Origin of the sequence: Kocuria palustris, from assembly GCF_007666205.1 — a bacterium.
Classification (GTDB): domain Bacteria; phylum Actinomycetota; class Actinomycetes; order Actinomycetales; family Micrococcaceae; genus Kocuria; species Kocuria palustris_A.
Window position 1 is genome coordinate 56,375 of the sequence record NZ_VDOR01000005.1, and the last position, 24,537, is coordinate 80,911.

The window sequence follows — 24,537 nt, forward strand, 5'->3', positions numbered from 1 at the left end:
CTGGCGTGGGTCCGGGCGAGTGATGCCCCTCACTCTAGAGCGCCCGGGCCCGCGGGTCAGGCGTCGATCTGCTCGGCGTCCAGGCGGGCCGCGCCCTCGATGATGAAGTCGCGCCGCGGGGCCACCTCGGAGCCCATCAGCAGCCCGAAGGCCCTCTCGGCCTCCTCGGCCTGGCTCATGGTGACCCGGCGCAGCAGCCGGTGGCGGATGTCCATGGTGGTCTCCGCCAGCTGATCGGCGTCCATCTCCCCGAGGCCCTTGTAGCGCTGGATCGGCTCCTTGTATGACCGGCCCTCCGCCTCGAGCCTCGCCAGCAGCTGCTGCAGCTGCGCCTCGGAGTACGTGTAGACGGTCTCGTTCGCCGTGGACCCCTTGGTGACGATCTCCACGCGGTGCAGCGGGGGCACGGCCGCGTAGACCTTGCCGGCCTCCACGAGCGGGCGCATGTAGCGGTAGAACAGCGTCAGCAGCAGCGTGCGGATGTGCGCGCCGTCGACGTCGGCGTCGGTCATCATGATGACCTTCCCGTAGCGGGCCGCATCGAGGTCGAACGTGCGCCCGGAGCCGGCGCCGATCACCTGGATCAGGGCGGCGCACTCGGCATTGGCGAGCATGTCCGGCAGCGAGGCCTTCTGCACGTTGAGGATCTTGCCGCGGATGGGGAACAGCGCCTGGTAGGCGGAGTCGCGGGCCATGCGGGCGGTGCCCAGCGCCGAGTCGCCCTCCACGATGAAGACCTCGGAGCGCTCGACGTCGGTCGAGCGGCATTCCACCAGCTTGGCGGGCATGGACGAGGTCTCGAGGGCGTTCTTGCGGCGCTGCGTCTCCTTGTGCAGCCGCGCCGAGATGCGCGACTTCATCTCCCCGACGACCTTCTCGAGCACCTGCCCGGCCTGGTTCTTCTGATCGCGCTTGGTCGAGGTCAGCGCCGCGGTGAGCTCCTTCTCCACGACCTTGGCGACGATCTGGCGCACGGCCGGCGTGCCGAGCACCTCCTTGGTCTGGCCCTCGAACTGGGGCTCCGCGAGCCGGACCGTGAGCACCGCCGTGAGACCGGCCAGGATGTCGTCCTTCTCGATCCGCTCGGTCCCGGCTTTGAGCCGGCGGGCGTTGGCCGAGATCTGCTTGCGGAAGACCTTGACCAGGGCCTGCTCGAACCCGCTCTGGTGCGTGCCGCCCTTGGGGGTCGAGATGATGTTCACGAAGCTGCGGAACTCGGTGTCGTAGCCGACCCCCCAGCGCAGCGCGACGTCGACCTCGCAGGTGCGCTCGAGGTCCTCGAGCCGCGAGCGGCCGCTGTCGTCGAGCACGGGGACCGTCTCGGTGAAGGTCCCCTCCCCCTGGAAGCGCCAGACGTCGGTCACGGATTCGTCGGCGGCCAGGAACTCGACGAACTCCGAGATGCCGCCGTCGTGCTGGAAGACCTCCTCGTGGGGCCCCGCCTCTCCGGCGGTGTCCGGCAGCCGGCGCTCGTCGCGCACCGTGATGCGCAGCCCCGGGATCAGGAACGCCGTGGTGCGAGCGCGCTTGACGAGCTCGTCGTAGGAGAACTGCGCATCGCGGGTGAAGATCTGCCGATCGGCCCAGTACCGCACGCGCGTCCCGGTCACGCCGCGCTTGGCCCGGCCCACGACCTCGAGCTCCGATTCGGCCACGAACGGCTCGAACGGCGCCTGCGGGCTGGGCGCGCCCTTGTCCTCGAACCGCCCGGGCTCGCCGTGGCGGAAGGACATCTGGTAGGTCTTCCCGCCGCGGTCGACCTGGACGTCCAGGCGCGAGGACAGGGCGTTGACGACGGAGGCGCCCACGCCGTGCAGTCCGCCGGAGGCCGTGTAGGACCCGCCGCCGAACTTGCCGCCGGCGTGCAGCTTGGTGAACACCACCTCGACGCCGGACAGGCCGGTGCGCGGCTCCTTGTCGATCGGGATGCCGCGGCCGTCGTCGTGGACCTCGACGCACCCGTCCCGATGCAGCACCACCGTGATCTGCTGCCCGTGGCCGGCCAGGGCCTCGTCGACCGAATTGTCGATGATCTCCCACAGGCAGTGCATCAGACCGCGGCCGTCGGTCGAGCCGATGTACATGCCCGGGCGCTTGCGCACGGCCTCGAGGCCCTCGAGCACCGAGAGGTGGCGGGCGTTGTACTCGGAGGTCGTGGGGGTCACGGCGGGAGCGCTCCTGCAGGTCGGGATCGGCGATCGGCCCGAGCGGCCGCGGGGCCGATCGCGATGGCGATGGGCCCCGCCGGACCAGCCGCGGGCGTCCTCAACTCTAGACCGGCGCCACGACACCTCGGCGTCGCCCCGACCGCCCCGCCCGGTGCGCGGGCAGCCCGGCCGCCGCGGGCCTCGTGCGCGGTGGGCGAAATCCCGCGCCCCGGGAAGCAAGCCGGGGGCGCTCGTGGTTCCATAGTCCGAACCGATGCACCGGCCCCACGCCGATGCGGTGCATCCGGCAGCGGTCCAGCGCCATGCTGGGCCGGAAGAGCCCGACCCGGCGCCGTGCGCCGGAGTCCGGACTCCGAGCACGAGGAGGAATCGTGAACACCACGCTTGAGACCCCAGAACTGAACGCCACCCACCGCTGCGACGCCTGCGGAGCCCAGGCCTACGTCCGCGTGGTCCTCGAGTCCACCGGCGGCGAGCTGCTGTTCTGCGCTCACCACGCCCGCGCGAACGAGGACAAGCTGCGGCCCATGGCCGCGCAGTGGCAGGACGAGACCGAGCGCATCTCCTGACGGCCGCTCGGCGTCCCGGCCCCCCGACCAGGGCCGACGAGCAGGGCCCCGCTCACCGATCGGTGAACGGGGCCCTGCTCGTGGCGCTGCCCGCGGCGCTGCGCGGTGCTCGGCTCAACCGACGCGCGTGAACAGATCGGTGCGCAGCTCGGCGGGGTCCATGCCCGGGCGGGGCTCCGTCGCGTAGACCTCCCAGAACGGGAGCTCGGGCGTCGCCCCGGCGGCCGACACGGCCCCCAGGAATCCGGTCCACGCCGCACCCAGCTGCTCGTAGCCGCCGAGGTGCGAGATGCGGGCGACCCGTCCGCCCGGCAGCCACGACGGCTCGAAGCGCAGGTCCCCCGCGGCGTCGATGACGGCCTCGGCCGGGCTGCTGAGCGGGAGCCCGACCTCGAAGTCGGCCGTCTCGTCGGGCATCCGGTGGTGCAGGCTGAACGCGGGCCGGCAGGGGTGAGACCGTGCCGGCCCATGGCCGGGAAGATCGCGCGGAACACCGCGTCGAAGACCTCCGGCATCCGGTCCGCCGGGTGGCCGTGGACCTTCACCACGAGGGTGGGGATCTGCGAGGCCTCGAAGATCTCGACCTCGCCCACCGGCTCGTCGCTCAGCTGCAGGCCGGAGGGCTGCTGGTCGTGGGGCATCGTGGCTCCTCGGCTCGGGCGGCCCGGCGGACCGCGGACGGGTCGTCGATCTCATCCTAGAGCCGGGCACCCCGAGATGTCCCCTCCCCGGGGACGGGCCGCAGAGGCGGCGCGCGCAGAGCTTCAGCCGATCCAGGAGTCGTCGACGGGGCCCTGGCCCCCGGCTGCGACGCGTGCCGCGCCGAGGATCAGGGCGACCGCGGCGGCCCCGGGATCGATGACGCCCTTCGACGCCTCGCCGACGTAGCTGGCGCGCCCGCGCCGGGCCGTGCCCTGAGCGGTGGCCTGGGCGGCCTCGACCGCGGCGCGCTCGGCGGCCTCGAGGGCCTGCGCGGCCTCCTGCCGCTGCTCGATCGCCGCGCCCACCGCGGCCGCGGCCGGCGCCAGGGCATCGACCATCGTCTTGTCCCCCACCTGCGCCTGCCCGTACTTCTGCACCACGGCCTGTCCGTCCGCCAGCGCCTGCGCGAGCTGCTCCAGGGTGAGCTGCCGGTCGTCGCCGGCCTTCGACAGCTCGCGGAACAGCATGCCGAACAGCGGCCCGCTCGTTCCGCCCACGCCCAGCCAGCCCCGGTACAGCGATGTGAGCCACTGCCGCCAGGACTCGGGGGCGGCGCGCTCGATCTCCCGGTCCAGCCCGGCGAGCGCGGTCCGCACGCTGGTGCCGAAGTCTCCGTCCCCGGCGCGGCGGTCGAGCTCCCCCAGGGTGTCGGCGGCACGGGCCAGCGTCTCGCGCGCGCCCAGGACGAAGTCCCGGCCGAACTGCGCGGGGGATGTGCTCAGCGTCGTCATGTCCGGTCTCCTCACCAGGTCAGGGCCGGGGTCCGCACGGGGGCGTCCCACAGCTGACGGGTCTGCTCATCCAGCGGCATCAGCGTGATCGAGATGCCGTGCATGTCCAGGCTCGTCACGTAGGACCCCACCAGGGACCGCCCGATGACGAGTCCCTCTCGCTGCGCGCGCCGGTGCGCGGCGCGGGCCACGAGGCTCAGCTCGAGCTGGGTCGCCGAGCCCAGGCCGTTGACGAATGCCAGGACCTCCTGGCCCCGCGGCAGCCCGAGGTGCTCCAGCAGCGGATCGAGCAGCAGCTCGGTGAGCCCGTCGGCGTCCGCGAAGGGAGCGCGGCGCGCCGCGCGCTCCCCGTGGATCCCCACACCGAGCTCGACCTCCCCGTCCGCGAGGTCGAACTGCGGCCGCTCGTCGCCGGGGGGCGTCCCTGCCGACAGTGCCAGGCTCATGGTCCGCGCGGAGGCGGCGGCGCGACGTCCGATCGCGGCCACCTCGGACAGGTCGGCCCCCTGCTCGGCGGCTGCGCCGCAGAGCTTCTCCACGATCAGGGTGGCCGCGGTCCCGCGGCGTCCGGGGCCGGCGCCGTCCTGCCCGTCGGTCGCGAGGTCGTCGTCGACGAGCACGATCTCGGTGTCGATCGCGTCGTCCCCGGCGATCTCCTCCGCGATGCGGAAGTTGAGGACGTCGCCGGTGTAGTTCTTGACGATCTGCACGACGCCGCGCCCGGAGTCGGCCGCTCTGGTGGCCTCCAGGACCTGCAGCGCGGTGGGGCCCGTGAACACGGCGCCGGCCACCGCGACGTCCAGCATCCCCGTGCCCACCATCCCGACATGCAGCGGCTCGTGCCCGGAGCCGCCGCCGGAGACCAGGCCCACCTTCCCCTGCGCCGGGGTCCGGCGCTTCACGAAGCGGTGCTCGGCGTCCAGGGCGAGCAGCTCGGGATGCGTCAGGACGAGCCCCTCGAGGGCCTGCGGCACCAGCTGGTCGGGGTCGTTGACGATGCTGCGGCGCATGGCTGCTCCTTGCACGGCGGTCGGGGGCGAGGACCGGTCCGCGGCCGCCGCGCATCGGCCGGGACCGTCGCGGAGCCGGCGGCGGCCGGACCTGCCGGGATCCGAGCCCAGGCTATGCGGTCGCGGCCCCGGGCGGGCAGGCCCCGCCCGTTAGCCGAGGATCAGTCCAGGTAGTCGCGCAGGACCTGCGAGCGCGAGGGATGGCGCAGCTTCGACATGGTCTTGGACTCGATCTGGCGGATGCGCTCGCGGGTCACCCCGTAGACCTTGCCGATCTCGTCCAGCGTCTTGGGCTGGCCGTCGGTGAGGCCGAAGCGCATGGCCACCACACCGGCCTCTCGCTCGGAGAGGGTGTCGAGCACCGAGTGCAGCTGCTCCTGGAGCAGCGTGAAGCTCACGGCGTCGGCCGGCACGACCGCCTCGGAGTCCTCGATGAGGTCGCCGAATTCGGAGTCGCCGTCCTCGCCCAGGGGGGTGTGCAGGGAGATGGGCTCGCGGCCGTACTTCTGGACCTCGACGACCTTCTCGGGCGTCATGTCCAGCTCCTTGGCCAGCTCCTCCGGCGTGGGCTCGCGGCCCAGGTCCTGGAGCATCTGGCGCTGGACGCGGGCCAGCTTGTTGATGACCTCGACCATGTGCACCGGGATGCGGATGGTGCGGGCCTGGTCAGCCATCGCGCGGGTGATCGCCTGGCGGATCCACCACGTGGCGTAGGTCGAGAACTTGAAGCCCTTGGTGTAGTCGAACTTCTCGACGGCGCGGATCAGGCCCAGGTTGCCCTCCTGGATGAGGTCCAGGAACAGCATGCCGCGGCCCGTGTAGCGCTTGGCCAGCGAGACGACCAGGCGCAGGTTGGCCTCCAGCAGGTGGTTCTTGGCCCGCTTGCCGTCGTGGATCACCCAGCGCAGGGCCTTGCGGTCCTCCTTGGAGAGCTTGTCCGCGTCCTCGCCCTTGTACTTGTGCTCGGCGAACAGCCCCGCCTCGATGCGCAGCGCGAGGTCGACCTCCTGCTCGGCGTTGAGCAGGGCGACCTTGCCGATCTGCTTGAGGTAGTCCTTGACGGGGTCGGCGGTCGCGCCGGCGGAGACGACCTGCTGCGCAGGGGCGTCGTCGTCGTCGTTGTTGGAGAGCACGAACCCGCGGACCGTGTCCGACTTGGTCTCGGTCTCCTTGCCCGTGCGCTTGGCGATGACCTCGGTGCCCGAGCGCGCCTTCTCGGCCTCGTCGCCCTGGATGACGACATCGTCGCCCTCGTCGGCGGAGTCCTCGGCCTCGTCCGCGGAGTCGAGGTCCTCGGCGGCCGCGTCCTGGAACTCGTCCTCCTCCGGCTCGACCTCGGCCGTGGCGGCGGCGAGCTTGCGGGGCGCCTCCGAGGGGGCCGAGGAGTCGTCGTCCGCAGGTTCCGCAGCCGCGGCGGTCTTCTGGGCCGCGGACCTGCTGGCCGCAGGCTTCTCGTCGGCCGCCTTCTTCCCGCCCGCGGTCTTCTTCTCGCCCGCCGTCTTCTTGGACGCGGTCTTCTTGGCGGCGGTCCTCTCGGCCGCCGGGGCCTTGGCGGCAGGCTTCTGCTGGCCCTCCTCCTGCGTGTCCGTCTTGGCGGCGGCCTCCTCCCCGGTCTCGGGAACCGAGGTCTTGGTCGACGAGGTCCGGGAGGCCGTGGACTTCGCGGCGCGGGACTTGGCGGCCGTGGACCTGGCCGCGCTCGTGCCGGTCCTGCGCGCAGCGGTGGTCTTCTTGGCCGCCGTCGTCTTCTTGGCCGCGGTCTTGGTCGTGGCGGCTCCGCCCGAGGACTCCGAGCCTGCGGCGTCGGCCCCGGCAGGGTCGCTCGTGCTCGCAGCGGCAGTCGTCTTGTTCTGGGCAGCAGGGGACACTGGTGACCTTTCCTCGCTAGACAGTGCGCACGACTCTTCAGCCATAACGCCTATGACCCTGTCAAGCCCCCGGTGCCGCGTGGCCGCTCCCGGTGGGCCTGAAGGGCCTACAGAGGGATCCAACCAGAGCCCCACTCCATTTGTTCCGCGATTCGCGGATGTCGCGGATCTTTTTTCGGCGGCCGCGGCTCACCTGCCCCGATGCCAGGCCGTGACCGGATCCGTGGCCCAGACGGGCACCGGGAACCGCGATCCGAGCAGCCGCGCCCTGGCAGCACCGGCATGTCCCGGGACGGCCTCCTCGGCCAGCTGCAGCCACTGGCTCGCCCAGCTGCCGCGCCCGCGGAAGCGCTCCAGGTGCGCCGTGGCCACCCACAGCCAGGCCTCCGCCTCCCGGAGGCAGGCGCTGCCGGACTCTCGGGCGGGAGCCCCGTGGAGCAGATCCAGCAGCAGCTCCAGCACGGACTCGAAGGCGGCCGCCCGGCCCCAGTCCGGTCGCCCGTCCCACCGGCCGCTGAGCACCGCCAGCATCCACCGCAGCTCGGCCCCGGCCGATCCGCCCGGGACGGCCGCGGCGGCCTGCTCCCACGCGACGGCCGCCGAGGCCGCATCGCCCGTGAGCACCGCGACGACCGCCGCATCGGAGCCCACCGGATCCATCACGACGCCGAGCAGATCGGCGAGACCGGCGGCGTCCAGCCGGGCGGCCGCCGCGGCAGCGCCCGCCGGCGTCGCGCACCCGGCGGCCGCCGGATCGAGCCCACCCGCCCGATCCGCTCCGCCGCGGGCTGCGTCGCCGGCGAGCACGGACTGCCATGCCGCGATCCCATCCGCCGCGCAGACCGCCGTTTCCGCTCCGCCCCAGCCGGTCCGCGAGCCGCAGCGCCGTTCGAGCTCGCGCACGAGCGCCCGGCAGTCCTCGACGCGCAGCGCCGCCTGCGCCTCTGCGGCGGCCTCGCCGCCACCGCCGGGCGCTGCCGGGACGCATGGCTCGCAGCGGCGCCGAGCGGGCCCGCGCGGCTCGTCCTCGCGCTCCGCCACGGCGCTGCCGGAGACCACCATGGCCGTCCACAGGGCGCTCGAGCGGATCTCCTCGAGCCGATGCAGGGCGCGGGGCTCGGCCTCTTCGAGATCGACCCAGTGCTCCGAGCCGACCTCCCAGGCTCCGGCCAGCGCGTGGCCCGACAGGGCCCCGGCCTCCCCGACCGCCTCGACCACGCGTTCGATCTCGTGGGGCGCCAGGCGCGTGCCCGCGATGAACACCGCCAGGTACACGCGGTCGCCGAGGACGTCGTGCTCGAGCAGGTCCGACAGCTCGGCCGTCCACTCGAGCACGGCGGCCTCGTCGGCCAGGACGCGGGACTCGGGAAGATCCACGCGCAGGCAGGGTCCGGGTGCACCCGCCGAGGCCGTGAGCAGCACGGCCGACCGGCGCGGCCAGCAGGCCAGGGTGTGCGGGATGATCGCCAGGAGATCCGCGGCGGTGCGGGCCACCGGGATGAACGGCTCGGCAGGCGCGGCGGCCGCTGCGCCGACGGGGGAGCCCGAAGCGACGGCCCGCGGGCTCGACGGCGCCGGGGCTGCGTCGCGCTGGTGGCGGGGGCCGGAGGACGGGGACTCGGCAGGCGATGCGTGGGTGCTCATGGGCACAGCGTGATCCGCGGAGGCACGGGCTCCGCTGCGTGGGGCGAGCGCATGCGCTCCCCGCCCCGCCGACCGGCCGCGGCCGGTCCTGTGGAGGCCTCAGACCGCCTGCGCGCCGTACTTGCCGCGCAGGCGTCGGGCCGAGAGCAGGCACAGGACCGAGCCGACCGCCGTGACCAGCAGCTGGGTGGCCATCGCGACCCGGAAGGCCGATGGCGAGTACAGCTCCTGGCTCACCCCCAGCGCGAGCTGCAGATCCAGCGCCGCGCCGATGAGGAAGATCGCGATCAGCCCGGCCACGAACCCGCCGACGTTCGCGATGCCCGTGGCCGTGCCGGTGCGCGTGCGCGGCGTGAAGGACTGGACGATGTTGAACGCGAGCATCGAGGCCGGCAGCGAGATCGCGATCATCACCACCGCCGCGAGCACGACCGGGAACGGCGCCTGACCGGGCCACGCCAGCAGCACGATCCAGGCCAGCGCGCCGCAGCCGATGACGGCGAAGGCCAGGCGCAGACGCCGGTGGGGCGCCCGCGAGACGATCCCGCCCAGCACGAGGCCGACCACGATGTTGGCCAGCACGAAGAACGTCATGATGAACGAGGCCTGCCCCAGCGACATCCCCTGCGCGTTCTGCAGGTACGGGTAGCCCCACATCAGGCCGAAGACGTTGCCGGGGAACTGGATGGTGAAGTGCAGCCAGAACGCGAAGCGCACGGCCGGATCGCGGAGGCTGCGCCGCAGCTGGACGCGGGTGCGCCGCAGCGAGGCGGAGCCGCCGGTGTCGGCGGCCCCCTGCGGCGTGTCGCGCAGGAAGGCCAGCACGAGCACGAGGGTCAGGACGGACAGTCCCGCCAGGGACAGGAACGACGGCACCCAGCCGGCGGCCGAGAGCAGGAGGCTGAACGGGATGACGGACAGCAGCTGGCCCAGGTTGCCGACAGCCCCCACGGCCATGGTGACCATCGGCGAGTAGCGCAGGGAGAACCACGCCGGGACGATCTTCAGGACGCAGACGAACGTCATGGCATCGCCGGCGCCCACGAACACGCGCGCCAGGACGCCCATCCCCACGGACTCGGCCATGGCCAGCAGCACCTGGCCCACGATCATCAGCGCGGCGCCCATGGCGACCATGCGCCGGGACCCGAGGCGATCGACCAGCACGCCCACCGGGATCTGCATCCCCGCGTAGATGAGCACCTGGAGCATGGTGAACAGGGACAGCTCCGAGGCGGCGGCACCGAAGCGGTCGGCGGCCTCGGTCGAGGCGACGCCGAAGCTCGTGCGCTGAGCCACTGCGACCATGTACGCGAAGACCCCGACCCCCATGACGAGGAAGGCCGTGCGCGAGTCGCGCTGCGGCACGGGCCGCGACGCCCCTGAGGACCTCACTGATCGTCGGATTCGGTGCGGTGCGCCAGGAACGCCTCGGCCGCGGCGCCGATCTCGTCGGCGTCCGGCAGATCCGCGGCGTCCCCCGCCAGCAGCGACCGGGGCGCGGCGCCGTCGACGGCCTCGTCGTAGCGCTGCTCGAGCTGGGCGATGACGGACTGGATCTCCGGCGACTCGCCGACCTGCTCCTCGATGCGCTGCAGCGCCTCGCGCGAGTCGTCGCGCAGGCCGTCGGTGGGGAAGGTCAGCGCCGTCGCGGCGGCGAAGTGCTCGAAGGCCGTCACCGCGATCTGCGGCAGCGTCGCCTCCGCCATGTACTGCGGGACGTGCACCGAGAAGCCCACGTGATCCACGCCGGCCTCGGCCAGGCGGATCTCGAGCTGCTGGGCCACGGACGAGCTCATCTCGATGATCGGCAGCCTGGTGAACGCCGAGCTCACCAGATCGGTCCGCGACCCGTGCGGGGTCACGAGGAAGGGCCGGGTGTGCGGCACCGGCATGGGGAAGCCGGTGACATCGGTGACGATCGAGGTCCCGAGCCGCTCCACGAGCTCCATGACCGCGTCCAGGAACCGGCCCCAGAGCAGGTCGGGCTCCGGGCCGGAGAGCAGCGTGAAGCGCTGCCCCAGCGGATCGGTCACCACGTGCAGGGCGAGCTCCGGACGGTCGATCCGCTCGAAGTGGTCCTGCACGAAGCGCACGTGCGGACGACGGGCGCGGTAGTCGTGCAACTGGTCGGTGTCGAAGCGCGCGACGACCTCCGAGGGCAGCTCCCCCAGCAGCGTCTCGCGCACCTGCTCCGCGAGATGCCCGGCATCCGCGTAGCCCGACAGCGCGACGATCATGGGGGCGCCGTGCATCCGGGGATCATCGAGCAGGCTCGGATTCGCCAGGTAGAGCTCGGATGCTTCAGCCACAGTTACTCCTCCGTCGACGTGCTGTGCGGCCCCGCCCGCGGCGGGATCGCTGTCCAGGGTCAAACCCGCTTCCGGGCCCGTTCTATTCCTGGCTGCTCCCGGGCCGCTGCGCCGCCGGGAGCGCCGCGGCCGCGGGTGCGGCGCGGCCGCATGCCGTCCAGTCTCGCACCGTCGGCGCCGGACTGCGCCCCGGACGCGTCCGGGGCGGCGGATACGATCGCCTCGTATGCCGGCCGGCGCGGCCGGGACGGACCTCCCGCAGACCCGCCCCCCGCCGCCTCCCGCCGGCACCGGGGCGCCCACCGCGCGCCGGCGACCACCGCGACCCAGAGGATGGAACAGCCCATGGCACGCTCCGCTCAGCACCGCAGCCCGGGACGCCGGCGCACCGGCGCCGACACGCCCGCCCGTCTCATCGACCTCGTGCCCTCCGCGGGCCTGCGCCTCGAGGCCAGCTCCAAGAAGGTGTCCTCGATCTCCGCCGATGCGCTCGTGCTCGGGGTGGAGAAGACCGCCGACGGCCCCGTCGTGGCCCTGCCCCTCGAGAGCAAGGGGCTGCCCGCGGACCTCCAGCTGCAGGCGGAGGCCCTGCGCATCACCGGAGCCGCCGACGAGGTCCGCACGCTGGCGGCCCCGTCCGGCGCGGCCTGGCCCGTGATCGTGCTGACCGGCCTGGGCGACGGCCGCGAGACCGACTCCCGGGAGGAGTCGCTGCGCCGCGCCGCCGGCGCCGCCGCCCGCTCGCTGGCCGATCGCGACCACGCGGTCCTCGCCCTGCCCGCTCAGACGCCGCAGGAGGCCGCCGCCGCGGCCGAGGGCGCGGCCCTGGGCGCCTTCGTGTTCGCCGCGCAGAAGCACACGACCCGCCAGTCCGCCGGCACCCCGCTGCAGCGGGCGACCCTCGCGGTCTCCGGCATCCCGTCCGGCAAGCTCGAACCCGCCCTGACCCGCGCCGAGACGCTCGGACGCGCCGTCGCCCTGTCGCGGACGCTGACCGATCTCTCCCCGGACACCGTCTACCCCGAGTCGCTGGCGGAGCTCGCCCGCGACCTCGCCGCGGCGGCGGCCCCCGGCGGCCGGGGCCGGCTCACCGTCGAGGTCCTGGCGGAGGACGAGCTCGCCGCCGGCGGCTACGGCGGGCTGATCGGCGTGGGCCAGGGGGCGGCCCATCCCCCGCGCCTGGTCCGCATCGGCTGGGAGCCCGCCAGGCCCGTGGACCACGTCGCGCTCGTGGGCAAGGGCATCACCTTCGACTCCGGCGGGCTGTCGCTCAAGCCGGGCACGGGGATGATGACCATGAAGTCGGACATGTCCGGGGCGGCTACCGTGCTGGCCACGGTCCTGGCCGCCGCCGAGGCCGGGGTCCCGGTCTCCACGACCGGCTGGCTGTGCTTGGCCGAGAACATGCCCTCCGGCACCGCGACGCGCCCCGGCGACGTCCTGCGCATGCGCGGCGGGCGCACCGTCGAGGTCCTGAACACGGACGCCGAGGGGCGCCTGGTCCTGGCCGACGGCCTCGTCGCCGCCCGCGAGGAGGACCCCGGGCTGATCGTCGACGTCGCCACGCTGACCGGCGCGCAGATGATCGCGCTCGGCAAGCGCACCGCGGGCGTCATGGGCGACGAGGAGGCCGTGGACGTGGTCGTCTCCGCCGCCGCGGACTCCGGCGAGGCCGTGTGGCCCATGCCGCTGCCCCAGCACCTGCGCGCCTCGCTGGACTCGCACGTGGCCGATCTGAAGAACATCGGCGACCGCGAGGGCGGAATGCTCGTGGCGGGGCTGTTCCTCCGGGAGTTCGGCGGTGCCGAGCACACCGGCTCCGCCGATGACCTCCGCCCCGCGGGACCCGCCGGCCCCTGGGCCCACCTGGACATCGCGGGCCCGTCGTTCAACGAGGACTCCCCGTGGGGCTACACGCCCCGGCAGGGCACCGGCATGGGCGTGCTGACGCTGTTCCGCGCGCTCGAGATCGTGGCCGGGCGCCCGGTCTGATCGCGCGGGCGCCGTCCCCGCGGTGACGAGGGCCGCACCGACCGCCGCGGCGCGGCCGTGCGGCGCGCTCGCCACCGCCTGGCGCCCGGGTGCGTCCGGGCTAGACTGAGCAGAAGCACAGCGGCCTCTCGACAGGGGCCCCAGCGCGGCGAAGACGCCGAGCGTTGTGGAAGAGATTGCAAGGGAGCGTCATCCGTGGCAGACAACGAATTCGACATCCTGGTGCTCGGCGGCGGCTCCGCCGGATATGCAGCGGCACTGCGCGGGGTCCAGCTGGGCTTCAGCGTCGCGCTGATCGAGAAGGAGAAGCTCGGCGGCACGTGCCTGCACTGGGGCTGCATCCCCACCAAGGCGTACCTGCACTCCGCCGAGCTGGCCTCCGAGGCCGAGCACTCGGAGAAGTACGGCGTGTCCATCGGCGACGTCACCGTCGACATGGCCAAGGTCCGCGAGTACAAGGACAGCATCATCGCGGGCAAGTTCAAGGGCCTGCAGGGGCTCGTGAAGTCCAAGAAGGTCACCGTCGTCGACGGCTTCGGCAAGCTGACCGGAGAGAACACGATCGACGTCGACGGCACGACGTACACCGGCAAGCACATCATCCTGGCCTCGGGCTCCTACTCGAAGACCATGGGCATCGAGATCCGCGACCGGATCATGACCTCGACCGAGGCCCTCGAGATCGACTGGACCCCCAAGTCCGCGATCGTCCTGGGCGGCGGTGTGATCGGCACCGAGTTCGCTTCGATGTGGAACTCCTTCGGCGTCGACGTCACCGTGATCGAGGGCCTGGACCACCTGGTCCCCAACGAGGATCCCGCGATCATCAAGATCCTCGAGAAGGAGTTCAAGAAGAAGGGCATCAAGACCAACCTGGGCACCTTCTTCGAGAAGGTCGAGCAGGACGACAACGGCGCCAAGGTCACGCTGGCCGACGGCAAGACCTTCGAGGCCGACGTCGTCCTGGTCGCCGTGGGCCGTGCCCCGCGCACCGAGGACATGGGCTTCGAGGAGGTCGGGATCCCCATGGATCGCGGCTTCGTCACCCCGAACGAGCGCCTGCACACCGGAGTGGGCAGCATCTACGCCGTCGGCGACATCGTCCCCGGTGTCCAGCTGGCCCACCGCGGCTTCCAGCAGGGCCGCTTCGTGGCCGAGGAGATCGCGGGCCTCGACCCGATCCCCGTCGAGGACATCAACATCCCCAAGGTCACCTTCACCGAGCCCGAGATCTCCTCGGTGGGCTACACCCAGCCCAAGGCCGAGGAGAAGTTCGGCAAGGAGAACGTCGAGGCCTTCGAGTACAACCTGCTGGGCAACGGCAAGTCCTCGATCCTCGGCACCGGCGGCATCGTCAAGATGGTGCGCGAGAAGGACGGCCCGATCATCGGCTTCCACGCGATCGGCAAGCGCATCTCCGAGCAGATCGGCGAGGGCCAGCTCATCGTCAACTGGGAGGCCTACCCGGAGGACGTCGCCCAGTTCATCCATGCGCACCCCACGCAGAACGAGGCCCTCGGCGAGGCCGCCATGGCCCTGGCGGGCATTCCGCTGCACGGCTGATGAGGCCCTTCGGCCGGCGGCGCCGACACGGTGCCGCCGGCCGATCTCGAGCACCGCACCGACCTGACGTCAGAAAGAGAATCTGAACATGTCTGAAACCGTGAACCTTCCTGCACTCGGTGAGTCCGTCACCGAGGGCACCGTGACCCGCTGGCTCAAGGAGGTCGGCGACGAGGTGGCCGTCGACGAGGCCATCGTCGAGATCTCGACCGACAAGGTGGACACCGAGGTCCCCTCGCCGGTGGCCGGTGTGATCGAGGAGATCCTGGTCCAGGAGGACGAGGACGTCGAGGTCGGCGCGCCGCTGGTCGTCATCGGCGACGGCTCCGGCTCGGGCTCCGACGGCTCGGACGACTCCGAGGCCTCCTCGGACGACGACTCCTCCGACTCCCAGGCCTCCGAGCAGAAGTCCGAGAAGGAGCAGCCGGCCGAGAAGCCGAAGGCCGAGACGAAGTCCTCGGGCGGCTCCGGCACCGAGGTCACCCTGCCCGCGCTGGGCGAGTCCGTGACCGAGGGCACCGTGACCCGCTGGCTCAAGGAGATCGGCGAGGAGATCGCCGTCGACGAGCCGCTGCTCGAGGTCTCGACCGACAAGGTCGACACCGAGGTCCCCTCCCCGGTCGCCGGCACCCTGCTGGAGATCCGCGTCCAGGAGGACGAGGACGCCGAGGTCGGACAGGTCCTGGCCGTCGTCGGCGACGCCGATGCCGCCCCGTCCTCCGATGACTCGGACGACTCCGCCGAGCAGGACTCCGACAAGGACTCCGGCGCCTCCGAGCAGAAGTCCGAGAAGGAGCAGCCGGCCGAGAAGCCGAAGGCCGAGACGAAGTCCTCGGGCGGCTCCGGCACCGAGGTCACCCTGCCCGCGCTGGGCGAGTCCGTGACCGAGGGCACCGTGACCCGCTGGCTCAAGGAGATCGGCGAGGAGATCGCCGTCGACGAGCCGCTGCTCGAGGTCTCGACCGACAAGGTCGACACCGAGGTCCCCTCCCCGGTCGCCGGCACCCTGCTGGAGATCCGCGTCCAGGAGGACGAGGACGCCGAGGTCGGACAGGTCCTGGCCGTCGTCGGCGACGCCGATGCCGCCCCGTCCTCCGATGACTCGGACGACTCCGCCGAGCAGGACTCCGACAAGGACTCCGGCGCCTCCGAGCAGAAGTCCGACGAGGAGATCGAGGACGCCGCCACGTCGTCGTCGACCCCCGAGGCCACCGACGAGGCCGCCGAGAAGAAGGCGGACTCCGGGGCCAAGGAGGACAAGAAGAAGGCCGATCAGGAGCAGGACTCGAAGAAGTCCGGCTCGGCCCGGAAGACGCCGGAGAAGGGGGAGTCCTCCGCTCCGGCGAAGAAGTCCGGCTCCGGCGATGCCGCGGGCTACGTGACGCCCCTGGTGCGCAAGCTCGCCCGTGAGAAGGGCGTCGACCTCAGCTCGATCGAGGGCACCGGCGTGGGCGGACGCATCCGCAAGCAGGATGTCCTGGCCGCCGCGGAGTCGGGTGCCCAGGCCCCGGCCTCGTCCGGCTCGGGCCAGCAGGGCGGGGCTCCGGTCGCCGACAGCGGCGAGCCGACCACCATCCAGCCGGTCTCCGAGAAGCGCGGCACCACGGAGAAGGCTCCGCGCATCCGCATGACGATCGCCAAGCGCATGCGCGAGTCGCTGCAGCAGTCGGCTCAGCTCACGCAGGTCACCGAGGTCGACATGACCCGCGTGGCGGCGCTGCGCAGCAAGGCCAAGAACCAGTTCCAGGAGAAGCACGGCGCCAAGCTGACCTTCCTCCCGTTCTTCGCCCAGGCCGTGGCCGAGGGGCTCAAGGCCAACCCGGCCCTGAACGCCACGTTCAAGGAGGACGAGAAGGAGATCATCTACAACGGCTCCGAGAACCTGGCGATCGCCGTGGACACCCCGCGCGGTCTGCTGGTCCCGGTCCTCAAGGACGCCGGCGACATGGAGCTGCCGGGCCTGGCCCAGGGCATCGCCGACCTCGGCGCCCGTGGACGCGACGGCTCGATCACCCCGGACGAGCTCGCCGGCGGCACCTTCACGATCACGAACATCGGCTCCTTCGGCGCCCTGTTCGACACCCCGATCATCAACCAGCCCCAGGTCGGCATCCTGGGCACGGGCACGATCGTGAAGCGCCCCATGGTCATCCAGGACGCCGACGGGAACGACGTCGTGGCCATCCGCCACATGTGCTACCTGTCGCTGACCTACGATCACCGCATCGTCGACGGCGCCGACGCCGGCCGGTTCCTCAAGGGCCTCAAGGCCCGTCTCGAGGAGGGTCGCTTCGAGGGCTCGCTGGGTCTGTGATCCCGAGCTGACCGAGGTCCCGTCGGGCCGAGCAGGCGGCTGACGCCGCTCGCCCGACGTCCAGCGGCCGCCCTGGGGAGGGCCCCGCACCGTGCACGCGGTGCGGGGCCCTCCCTCATGCGGTGGCTGAGATCACCGCGGTGAGACCGCTGCGCCGGCAGACGGCCTCCGGGCGACCGATAGGCTGACGAGCATGGCATTCGTGTACTCCCTCCTGGTCCTCGTCCACCTCTTCGGCGCCGCCGTCATCATCGGCACGTGGATCGCCACGTTCCGCAGCCCCACGGTCACCGCCTGGCAGTTCTGGTCCTCGGTGGTGATGCTCCTGTCCGGCCTGCTCCTGGTGGGCATCGCGGAGATGGGCGACGGCCCCGTCAACCACGCCAAGATCGCGGTGAAGCTGCTGCTGTCCATCGGCGTGTTCGTCGCCGCCCTGATCGGCCACCGCAAGGCCGCCAAGGGCGAGCCCGTCTCCACCGGCCTGGCCCACGGTGTGGGCGGCACCGCGCTGATCAACATGGCGGTCGCGGTCCTCTGGTGAGCTGACCGCGCGGCACCCGCTCCCCGGGGCCGCACTCGACCGATCCGACGACGAGCCGGGACCGATCCCCTTCGGTCCCGGCTCGTCGTCTGCACTCGGCGCGGCGGTCCTCACCTCCCGGGGCCCAGGCCGCCCGGGTCCGGGCATCAGCCCGGCACGACGTCCGCGATCCGCCACCGCTGCCGCTCGTCGACGACCAGGTGCACCGCGACCTCCTGCTCGATGACGGCGCGGCCCTCCACCTCCGGGTCCAGGCCCGTCCCGGAGGCCCGAGCCGTTCCCGACACGGCTGCCGTGCGCGGATCGCCCGGCCCGGGAGGAGGCTCGCCCTCGGCACCCGCGTCGCTCGGCAGCGGCCGGGCACGGGCCAGGACCATCGTCAGGTCCGAGAAGGCTCCCGAGCCGCGGGCGTCCTCCAGCGTGGCGCGGTCGTCGTGCAGATCGGAGGCCCCCGGAGCGTACACGGAGTCGAGCAGCCGCCGGTCGTCCTCGCGCAGGGCATCGGCGCGCAGGGAGATCAGGGCGGCCGCGGCGTACTCCGGGCTGTGCTCGGCGCTGACATCGGCGTCGGCCCCGTCCGTGTCTCCCGTCCCGGCCGTCCCGCCGCCGTGAGGGCCCTGTGGGTCCGAGGCAGCGCGGGTCGGCGCCGCCTCGGGCGCGGCCCCCGCCGGAGCAGTCCCGCCGTCGGGCGATGCGGCAGCGCTCGGCACGTCCGTCTCCTCCGCCGCGCCCGTCTCCCCCGGGGCCCGCGTCATGTCCGCCGCACCGCGACCCGCCGCCTGCCCCGCCGCGGAGGTCGCATCCGCGCCCCCGGTCACTCCTGAGAGGACCTGCCATCCCGACAGGGCGCCGGCCGCCACGACGATCGCTGCGGCGCCCAGCAGCACCGCGCCTGTCCGCCGGGGATCGCGGCGCCCCTCACGCGGAGCCGCCCGATCGCGTCCGAGCCGTCTCCGCGTCCGAGCGGGGATCGGCCGCGGCTGCCGGAGCCCGTGAGCCGCCCCGCCCGCAGTGCCCGTGCCGAAGCGGCGGTCCTCGGCCGGGACCGTTCGCCGGCGCTCCCCTCCGCGTGGCCCGGTGCGCCCCTGCGCGGCGACGGGCCCGTGCACCGCGACAGGCAGGACCTCGGTGTCTCCGTCATCGCGCCTGTCATCAGCCCCGCCGTCACCGCCCCGTCCCACGGCCGTGCCGCGCACCTCCGGTGCCCCGTCGGCGGGCACGACGGCGTTCCCGCCGCCGCGGCTCGGGTGGCGGCCCGCGGGCCCGGTCCGCGGACGGCTCCCGGTGCCCGCCTCGGCACCCGACAGCGCGTCAGGGCGCAGGAGCGCCTCGAGCTCCCGCGCGCTCATGGCAGAGCCGTCGGCCGCCGGATCACGGGCCCGGTCGAGCACGCCGTCCAGGGCATCGGCCGCGACGACGGGCAGCAGGGGATGCGTGGCCCGCAGCGGCGCCCGGGCCCGATGCTCGCTGGGGCGCCGCCCGGTCAGGACCGTGATCGCGGCGGAAGCCAGCAGGACGACGTCGGCCGCGCCCTGCTCCTCGAGCTGCGCACCGGCGGCCACCCGCGCCGCCGATTCCGGGCCCACGAGCAGCACCCACCCGTCATCGGCGCGCAGCACGTCCTGGAGCCGCAGCCGTCCCAGCACCGCACCGGCTGCATGCAGGTCCCGGAGCGCCGCGGCGATGTCGGCGGCCATGCCCAGCGTCCCGAGCTGGTCGTCCGCCGCGCCCGCCTCGAGGGTCTCGGCGAAGGACTCCCCCGTCCGCTCCGCCGTCTCGGCATAGAGCAGCGCCGCGCCGTCGTCGATCACGGCGCGCGGGACGATCAGCTCGGGGCTGTGCACGCAGGCCAGCGCCTCGACGAGCTCCTCCCAGCGCTCGGGATCGGCCCCCGCGGGCAGCGCGATCCGCACGAACACCTCCCCGGACTGCGCATGCCGCAGCCTGCGCCCGCGGCCGGCCGCCCAGGCGCCGTCGTCCCGCAGCAGGGCACGGAAGGGATCCGCCCCGGGCCCTGTCCTCGCGTCGATCTCGTCCATGGCCCCAGCATGCTGTCGGCGGACGATGACGCCGAGTTATCCACATCAGGGGCGCGGGCGTACCCTGGTGACATGTCCCTCTCCATCGAGTGCCTCGGTCTCGCCCCGGATCTGGTCCCCTACCGGCCGGCTCTGGAGCTGCAGCGGGCCGTCCACGACGAGGTCGTCGCGGGCACGCGCGGCAACACGGTCCTGCTGTGCGAGCACGAGCCCGTCTACACGGCGGGGCGCCGCGCCGCGGCCGAGGAGTACCCCACGGACGGCACCGAGGTCGTCGAGATCGGACGCGGCGGGAAGATCACCTGGCACGGGCCCGGCATGCTCGTCGTGTACCCCGTCATGAAGCTGACCACCCCGATCGACGTCGTGAAGTTCGTCCGGGACATGGAGCAGCTCGTGCTGGCCGTCCTGCGCCGGCTGGGCGTCGAGGCCGTGACCGTCGACGGCCGATCGGGCGCCTGGGTCGCCGCCGATGAGCGCGGCGGCGACCGCAAGATCTCCGCGATCGGCGTGCAGGTCTCCAAGCGGACCACGATGCACGGCATCGCGATCAACTGCAGCAACGGCCTGGAGCCGTTCGGCAGCATCATCCCGTGCGGCATCTCCGACGCCGGAGTGACCACGATCAGCCGGGAGCTCGGCCGCACCGTGACGCCCGCGGAGGTCAGGCCCCTCGTCGTCGAGGAGCTGATCGCCCGCGAGGCGGATCTCTGCGCCGTCAGCGAGATCCCCGCCGACGCCGCACCCCTGCCCTGGCCCGCCCCGAGCGCGGCCTGACCGGCGGCCCGCGTCCGCGGATCCGCGCGGACCGGACCGCAGCCCACAGACCGCCTGAGCAGCGCTCAGGACCACCGACGAGGAGAATGTCGATGACCATCGCCCCGGAAGGCCGCCGCCTGCTGCGCGTCGAGGCACGCAATGCCGAGGTCCCGGTCGAGAAGAAGCCCGACTGGCTCAAGAACACGGCTCGCACCGGTCCCGAGTACAAGAAGCTCAAGTCCATGGCCCGCGGCCAGGGGCTGCACACGGTCTGCGAGGAGGCGGGCTGCCCCAACATCTACGAGTGCTGGGAGGACCGCGAGGCCTCCTTCCTCATCGGCGGCTCGGTGTGCACCCGGCGCTGCGACTTCTGCGACATCTCCACCGGCCGCCCCGAGCCCCTGGACCGGGAGGAGCCCCGCAAGGTCGCGGAGTCCATCCGGGACCTCGATCTGCGCTACGCGACCGTCACGGGCGTGGCGCGCGATGACCAGGAGGACGGGGCCGCGTGGCTCTACGCGGACACGATCCGCGCCGTCCACGAGATCTCGCCGAGCACCGGCATGGAGATCCTCATCCCCGACTTCAAGGGGCGCCCGGAGTCGCTGCAGGAGGTCGTGGACGCCCGGCCCGAGGTCTTCGCGCACAACCTCGAGACCGTGCCGCGCATCTTCCGGAAGATCCGCCCGGCGTTCACCTACGAGCGCTCCCTCGACGTCCTCAGCTTCGGCAAGGACCAGGGCATGATCACCAAGTCCAACCTCATCCTGGGCATGGGCGAGTCCGACGAGGAGATCTACGAGGCCCTGTGCGACCTCCACGACGCGGGCTGCGACATCATCACGCTCACGCAGTACCTGCGCCCGTCGAAGCTCTTCCACCCCATCGACCGCTGGGTCAAGCCGGAGCAGTTCGTGGAGTACGGCCGGATGGCCGAGGAGATCGGCTTCCTGGGCGTCATGTCCGGGCCCATGGTCCGCTCGTCCTACCGCTCCGGGCGCCTGTGGGCCCGGGCCATGAAGAAGCTGGGCCGCGAGGTCCCCGAGAACCTCGCGCACATCACCGACGAGGGCTCGACCGCCCAGGAGGCCTCCACCCTGGTGGCCAAGCTCGGCCGCTGAACCGGCTCTCCTGGCCGCACGTCGTCGCGCAGTCGACGACGTGCGGCCCTCTCCGCGCTCCGGCCGGCCATGCCCGCAGCGGCTAGACTGGCCCCGCTCCGCCGCCCGAAGGCTCCCCGCGAGCAGCCGGGCGGCCTCACCGCACCCTTCGAACGACGAGGATCCCATCCGTGACCGACCGCAGTCCCTCCCGCCGCAAGGGCTCCACCGCCGCCGCTGACCGCCGGACCGCCAGGGCCGACGAGAAGCGGCAGAAGAAGGAGGCCAAGGCCCAGCGGAGGGCCGAGCGCGGTCCGGGCCCGTTCGCCCAGATCAAGCAGGTCTTCCGGATCACCAAGGAGCACGACTCCAACATCACGCTCAAGCTCGTCGCGATCGCGCTGTGCGTGCTGCTCGTGTTCCTGCTGATCGGCCTGCTGCTCGGCAACTGGATCACCTGGCTGCTGATCGGCATCCCGTTCGCCGTGCTGATCGCCTTCTGGTTCCTCTCCCGACGAGCGGAGAAGGCCGCCTTCGCGAGGATCGAGGATCAACCCGGAGCCACCGGCGCCGCACTGTCCACGCTGCGCCGCGGCTGGATCGTGGAGGAGCAGCCCGTCCAGATCGACCCCCGTTCGCGCGACCTGGTGTTCCGCGCCGTCGGCCGCCCGGGCGTCGTGCTCGTGACGGAGGGCCCCACCGGCCGGGCCCGCAAGCTCGCCGACAAGGAGCGCCGCCGGATCGGGCCGCGCATCCGCAACGTGCCGATCCACATCATCCCGGCCGGTGCGCGCGAGGACCAGGTCCCGCTCAACGGCCTCGCCCAGCACATGAAGGGCCTCGACAAGAAGCTGACCAAGCAGGAGGTCTCAGTGGTCCACCAGCGCCTGGCCAGCATCCCGGCCAATCAGCTGCCGATCCCCAAGGGCGTCGATCCCATGCGCGCCCGTCCGGACCGCAAGTCGCTGCGCGGCCGCTGATCCCCCGCGCGCGAGGACGAAGAGGGCCCCCGGACGTCGTCGACGTCCCGGGGCCCTCTTCGTGTCCGGGGAATCCTCAGCGGATGCGCACGAGCACGGTGCCGATCAGCCGATCGCTGAATCCGCGCTGGTCCTGATCCAAGAGCAGCGCCGGGATGACGAGCAGCGTCAGGAACGTGCGCACGAAGCCCCGGGCCATCCCGATCGGGCGCCCGTCGAGGGTCTGCACCTGCATCCCGAGCGCGAAGTGCCCGATCGTGTGCCCCGTGGCGCCGACGGCCAGGAAGGTCATCGCGAACCACGCTCCGATGATGCCGAGATTGACCCATTCATAGGGCAGCAAGGCCCAGGCCAGCGCCATGGCGATGCCCCAGTCGATGCACAGGCCGATCACGCGGCGCCCCAGACGGGCGATCGATCCGGGGCCCTCCGCGGGGCGGCCCAAGCGCTGCCCCGGATGGTCCTGGCCGGGGGGCGGCCCGTCCATCCAGCTGCCGATGTCCTGGCGATCGATCATCCGAGCACCCTATCCGGATCGCCTGGACGCGGCCGGTGAGCGCCGCGCCCCCACGAAGGGGCCGGTCCGCTTGCCGATAGACTGGGGTCTGAAACACCCGCGACGCACCAGGGCCGCGGCTGGGCAGCGGCACCTCCGCAGGGTCGAGGACGACCCGCGGCGGCGATGCCAGTCGTGCGGAGGCCGCGCAGCGGCACCAGCCCCCACACCACGAAGGAGTACGCCGTGTTCACCACATCAGAAGAGGTCCTCGCCTTCATCAAGGAGGAGGACGTCGTCTTCGTCGACATCCGCTTCACCGACATGCCCGGAGTCCAGCAGCACTTCAACCTGCCGGCCAAGTCCGTCGACGACGACTTCTTCGTGAACGGGCAGCTCTTCGACGGCTCCTCGATCCGCGGCTTCGCCGGCATCGCGGAGTCCGACATGCAGCTCATCCCGGACATCGAGACCGCGTTCGTCGATCCGTACCGCCTCGAGAAGACGCTGACGGTCACCTGCTCGATCGTGAACCCCCGCACGGGCGAGCCCTACCACCGCGATCCCCGCGGCGTGGCGGAGCGCGCCGAGGCCTACATGCGCTCGACCGGCATCGCCGACACCGCGAGCTTCGCCTCCGAGGCCGAGTTCTTCATCTTCGAGGACGTCCGCTACGACGTGCAGCCGCAGGGCTCCTTCTACGCCGTGGACTCCGACGAGGCCCCGTGGAACTCCGGGCGCCGGGAGGAGGGCGGCAACCTGGCCAACAAGACCCCGCTCAAGGGCGGCTACTTCCCCGTCTCCCCCACGGACAAGCAGGCTGATCTGCGCGATGCCATCTCCGTGACGCTGGGCGAGGTCGGCCTCGAGGTCGAGCGCGCCCACCACGAGGTCGGCGCCTCCGGCCAGGCGGAGATCAACTACCGCTTCGACAACCTGACCCACGCCGCCGACGACCTGCAGAAGTTCAAGTACGTCGTCAAGAACACCGCCGAGGCCTGGGGCAAGACCGCGACGTTCATGCCCAAGCCCGTCTACGACGACAACGGCTCGGGCATGCACTGCCACCAGTCGCTGTGGAAGGACGGCGAGCCGCTGTTCTACGACGAGAAGGGCTACGCCGGCCTGTCCGACCTGGCCCGCTGGTACATCGGCGGCCTGCTCGAGCACTCCTCGGCCGTGCTGGCCTTCACCAACCCGACCGTCAACTCGTACCGCCGCCTGGTGAAGGGCTTCGAGGCGCCGGTCAACATGGTCTACTCGCAGGGCAACCGCTCGGCCGGCATCCGCATCCCGATCACGGGCACGAACCCCAAGGCCAAGCGCCTCGAGTTCCGAGCCCCGGACCCGTCGTGCAACCCCTACCTGGCCTTCGCCGCGCAGCTCATGGCCGGCCTGGACGGCATCCGCAACCGCATCGAGCCGGCGGACCCGATCGACAAGGACCTCTACGAGCTGCCGCCCGAGGAGGCCAAGGACATCAAGAAGGCCCCGGAGTCCCTCGAGGAGGCCCTGGCCGCGCTCGAGGAGGACCACGAGTTCCTGCTCCAGGGCGACGTGTTCACCGAGGACACCATCACGTCCTGGATCGAGTACAAGCGCGAGAACGAGCTCAAGCCGCTGTCGCTCGTGCCGCACCCGCTCGAGTTCCAGCTGTACTACGGGGTCTGAGCCCCTCCGGAGCCCGATGGCCGTCGGGATCCGATCCCCGTGCACGAGGGCCGGCGGGCCCGCCAGCGCTCCGGCGCC

The 24,537-nt window shown here is 72.4% G+C and carries 19 protein-coding genes; 9 read left to right on the forward strand and 10 right to left on the reverse strand.

From position 1 onward, the window contains the following. Positions 1–56 precede the first annotated feature (56 nt). Positions 57–2,165 (reverse strand): DNA gyrase/topoisomerase IV subunit B, encoded by a 2,109-nt coding sequence (locus tag FSY66_RS06895; protein ID WP_144792706.1) that lies wholly within the window; start codon positions 2,163–2,165, stop codon positions 57–59. Positions 2,166–2,539: 374 nt separating this feature from the next. On the opposite strand from FSY66_RS06895, the gene FSY66_RS06900 reads away from it, so the two are divergent. After that, positions 2,540–2,737: a DUF7455 domain-containing protein gene (locus FSY66_RS06900; protein ID WP_006214873.1), complete on the forward strand. Its 198-nt coding sequence runs from the start codon at positions 2,540–2,542 to the stop codon at positions 2,735–2,737. A 114-nt stretch (positions 2,738–2,851) separates the two neighbouring features. Here the strand turns inward: FSY66_RS06900 and FSY66_RS12855 are convergent, their stop codons facing one another. The 7 genes from FSY66_RS12855 to FSY66_RS06935 all read right to left on the reverse strand — a co-directional run bounded on the left by FSY66_RS12855 (position 2,852) and on the right by FSY66_RS06935 (position 11,004). Then, a complete protein-coding gene (locus FSY66_RS12855; RefSeq protein WP_260853554.1) occupies positions 2,852–3,154 on the reverse strand; it encodes a GyrI-like domain-containing protein in 303 nt (100 codons plus the stop codon). Positions 3,155–3,501: 347 nt separating this feature from the next. Beyond that, positions 3,502–4,170 carry a dihydroxyacetone kinase subunit DhaL gene (gene dhaL / locus FSY66_RS06910; protein ID WP_144792709.1) on the reverse strand — a complete coding sequence of 223 codons (669 nt, stop codon included), beginning with the start codon at positions 4,168–4,170 and terminating at the stop codon, positions 3,502–3,504. A gap of 11 nt (positions 4,171–4,181) precedes the next feature. After that, positions 4,182–5,180 (reverse strand): dihydroxyacetone kinase subunit DhaK, encoded by a 999-nt coding sequence (locus tag FSY66_RS06915; protein WP_144792711.1) that lies wholly within the window; start codon positions 5,178–5,180, stop codon positions 4,182–4,184. A 161-nt stretch (positions 5,181–5,341) separates the two neighbouring features. Next, complete coding sequence (locus FSY66_RS06920) at positions 5,342–7,048, reverse strand: RNA polymerase sigma factor (RefSeq protein WP_260853555.1); 1,707 nt, start codon at positions 7,046–7,048, stop codon at positions 5,342–5,344. A 189-nt stretch (positions 7,049–7,237) separates the two neighbouring features. Beyond that, a complete protein-coding gene (locus tag FSY66_RS06925) occupies positions 7,238–8,692 on the reverse strand; it encodes a hypothetical protein (RefSeq protein ID WP_144792717.1) in 1,455 nt (484 codons plus the stop codon). Between the two features lie 99 nt (positions 8,693–8,791). Beyond that, positions 8,792–10,060, reverse strand: coding sequence for an MFS transporter (locus FSY66_RS06930; RefSeq protein ID WP_260853556.1), 1,269 nt, complete (start codon positions 10,058–10,060; stop codon positions 8,792–8,794). A 23-nt stretch (positions 10,061–10,083) separates the two neighbouring features. After that, positions 10,084–11,004 (reverse strand): PAC2 family protein, encoded by a 921-nt coding sequence (locus FSY66_RS06935; RefSeq protein ID WP_144792720.1) that lies wholly within the window; start codon positions 11,002–11,004, stop codon positions 10,084–10,086. A gap of 345 nt (positions 11,005–11,349) precedes the next feature. Between FSY66_RS06935 and FSY66_RS06940 the strand changes: the two genes are divergently transcribed. The 4 genes from FSY66_RS06940 to FSY66_RS06955 all read left to right on the forward strand — a co-directional run bounded on the left by FSY66_RS06940 (position 11,350) and on the right by FSY66_RS06955 (position 17,414). After that, positions 11,350–12,996 (forward strand): leucyl aminopeptidase, encoded by a 1,647-nt coding sequence (locus FSY66_RS06940; RefSeq protein ID WP_144792723.1) that lies wholly within the window; start codon positions 11,350–11,352, stop codon positions 12,994–12,996. Positions 12,997–13,191: 195 nt separating this feature from the next. Beyond that, the gene (gene lpdA, locus FSY66_RS06945; protein WP_144792726.1) at positions 13,192–14,559 is read left to right on the forward strand and encodes a dihydrolipoyl dehydrogenase; all 1,368 of its coding nucleotides are present in this window, start codon (positions 13,192–13,194) and stop codon (positions 14,557–14,559) included. Positions 14,560–14,647: 88 nt separating this feature from the next. After that, positions 14,648–16,873: a 2-oxoglutarate dehydrogenase, E2 component, dihydrolipoamide succinyltransferase gene (gene sucB, locus FSY66_RS06950; RefSeq protein WP_144792729.1), complete on the forward strand. Its 2,226-nt coding sequence runs from the start codon at positions 14,648–14,650 to the stop codon at positions 16,871–16,873. 193 nt (positions 16,874–17,066) lie between these two features. After that, a complete protein-coding gene (locus tag FSY66_RS06955; RefSeq protein WP_144792732.1) occupies positions 17,067–17,414 on the forward strand; it encodes a hypothetical protein in 348 nt (115 codons plus the stop codon). Positions 17,415–17,560: 146 nt separating this feature from the next. Here FSY66_RS06955 and FSY66_RS12575 read toward each other — a convergent pair whose 3' ends face one another. Beyond that, the gene (locus FSY66_RS12575; protein ID WP_186304485.1) at positions 17,561–19,453 is read right to left on the reverse strand and encodes a hypothetical protein; all 1,893 of its coding nucleotides are present in this window, start codon (positions 19,451–19,453) and stop codon (positions 17,561–17,563) included. A gap of 72 nt (positions 19,454–19,525) precedes the next feature. Here FSY66_RS12575 and lipB point away from each other — a divergent pair, with 72 nt between their 5' ends. The 3 genes from lipB to FSY66_RS06975 all read left to right on the forward strand — a co-directional run bounded on the left by lipB (position 19,526) and on the right by FSY66_RS06975 (position 22,292). Next, entirely contained in the window at positions 19,526–20,230 is a 705-nt protein-coding gene (gene lipB, locus FSY66_RS06965) for a lipoyl(octanoyl) transferase LipB (protein WP_144792735.1), read from the forward strand. Positions 20,231–20,322: 92 nt separating this feature from the next. After that, positions 20,323–21,333, forward strand: a complete 1,011-nt coding sequence (lipA, locus tag FSY66_RS06970; RefSeq protein WP_144792738.1) for a lipoyl synthase — start codon at positions 20,323–20,325, stop codon at positions 21,331–21,333. A 170-nt stretch (positions 21,334–21,503) separates the two neighbouring features. Continuing rightward, positions 21,504–22,292 carry a DUF4191 domain-containing protein gene (locus tag FSY66_RS06975; protein ID WP_144792741.1) on the forward strand — a complete coding sequence of 263 codons (789 nt, stop codon included), beginning with the start codon at positions 21,504–21,506 and terminating at the stop codon, positions 22,290–22,292. Between the two features lie 76 nt (positions 22,293–22,368). Here the strand turns inward: FSY66_RS06975 and FSY66_RS06980 are convergent, their stop codons facing one another. Continuing rightward, positions 22,369–22,809: an RDD family protein gene (locus FSY66_RS06980; protein ID WP_144792744.1), complete on the reverse strand. Its 441-nt coding sequence runs from the start codon at positions 22,807–22,809 to the stop codon at positions 22,369–22,371. A 225-nt stretch (positions 22,810–23,034) separates the two neighbouring features. Here FSY66_RS06980 and glnA point away from each other — a divergent pair, with 225 nt between their 5' ends. After that, positions 23,035–24,459 (forward strand): type I glutamate--ammonia ligase, encoded by a 1,425-nt coding sequence (gene glnA, locus FSY66_RS06985; protein WP_144792747.1) that lies wholly within the window; start codon positions 23,035–23,037, stop codon positions 24,457–24,459. Positions 24,460–24,537 lie beyond the last annotated feature (78 nt).

Coding starts and splice junctions, on each gene's coding strand:
- FSY66_RS12855 (WP_260853554.1), bottom strand. CDS start 3,154: ATGCCCGACGAGACGGCCGACTTCGAGGTCGGGCTCCCGCTCAGCAGC.
- dhaL (WP_144792709.1), bottom strand. CDS start 4,170: ATGACGACGCTGAGCACATCCCCCGCGCAGTTCGGCCGGGACTTCGTC.
- FSY66_RS06915 (WP_144792711.1), bottom strand. CDS start 5,180: ATGCGCCGCAGCATCGTCAACGACCCCGACCAGCTGGTGCCGCAGGCC.
- FSY66_RS06925 (WP_144792717.1), bottom strand. CDS start 8,692: ATGAGCACCCACGCATCGCCTGCCGAGTCCCCGTCCTCCGGCCCCCGC.
- FSY66_RS06940 (WP_144792723.1), top strand. CDS start 11,350: ATGGCACGCTCCGCTCAGCACCGCAGCCCGGGACGCCGGCGCACCGGC.
- sucB (WP_144792729.1), top strand. CDS start 14,648: ATGTCTGAAACCGTGAACCTTCCTGCACTCGGTGAGTCCGTCACCGAG.
- FSY66_RS06955 (WP_144792732.1), top strand. CDS start 17,067: ATGGCATTCGTGTACTCCCTCCTGGTCCTCGTCCACCTCTTCGGCGCC.
- FSY66_RS12575 (WP_186304485.1), bottom strand. CDS start 19,453: ATGGACGAGATCGACGCGAGGACAGGGCCCGGGGCGGATCCCTTCCGT.
- lipB (WP_144792735.1), top strand. CDS start 19,526: ATGTCCCTCTCCATCGAGTGCCTCGGTCTCGCCCCGGATCTGGTCCCC.
- lipA (WP_144792738.1), top strand. CDS start 20,323: ATGACCATCGCCCCGGAAGGCCGCCGCCTGCTGCGCGTCGAGGCACGC.
- FSY66_RS06980 (WP_144792744.1), bottom strand. CDS start 22,809: ATGATCGATCGCCAGGACATCGGCAGCTGGATGGACGGGCCGCCCCCC.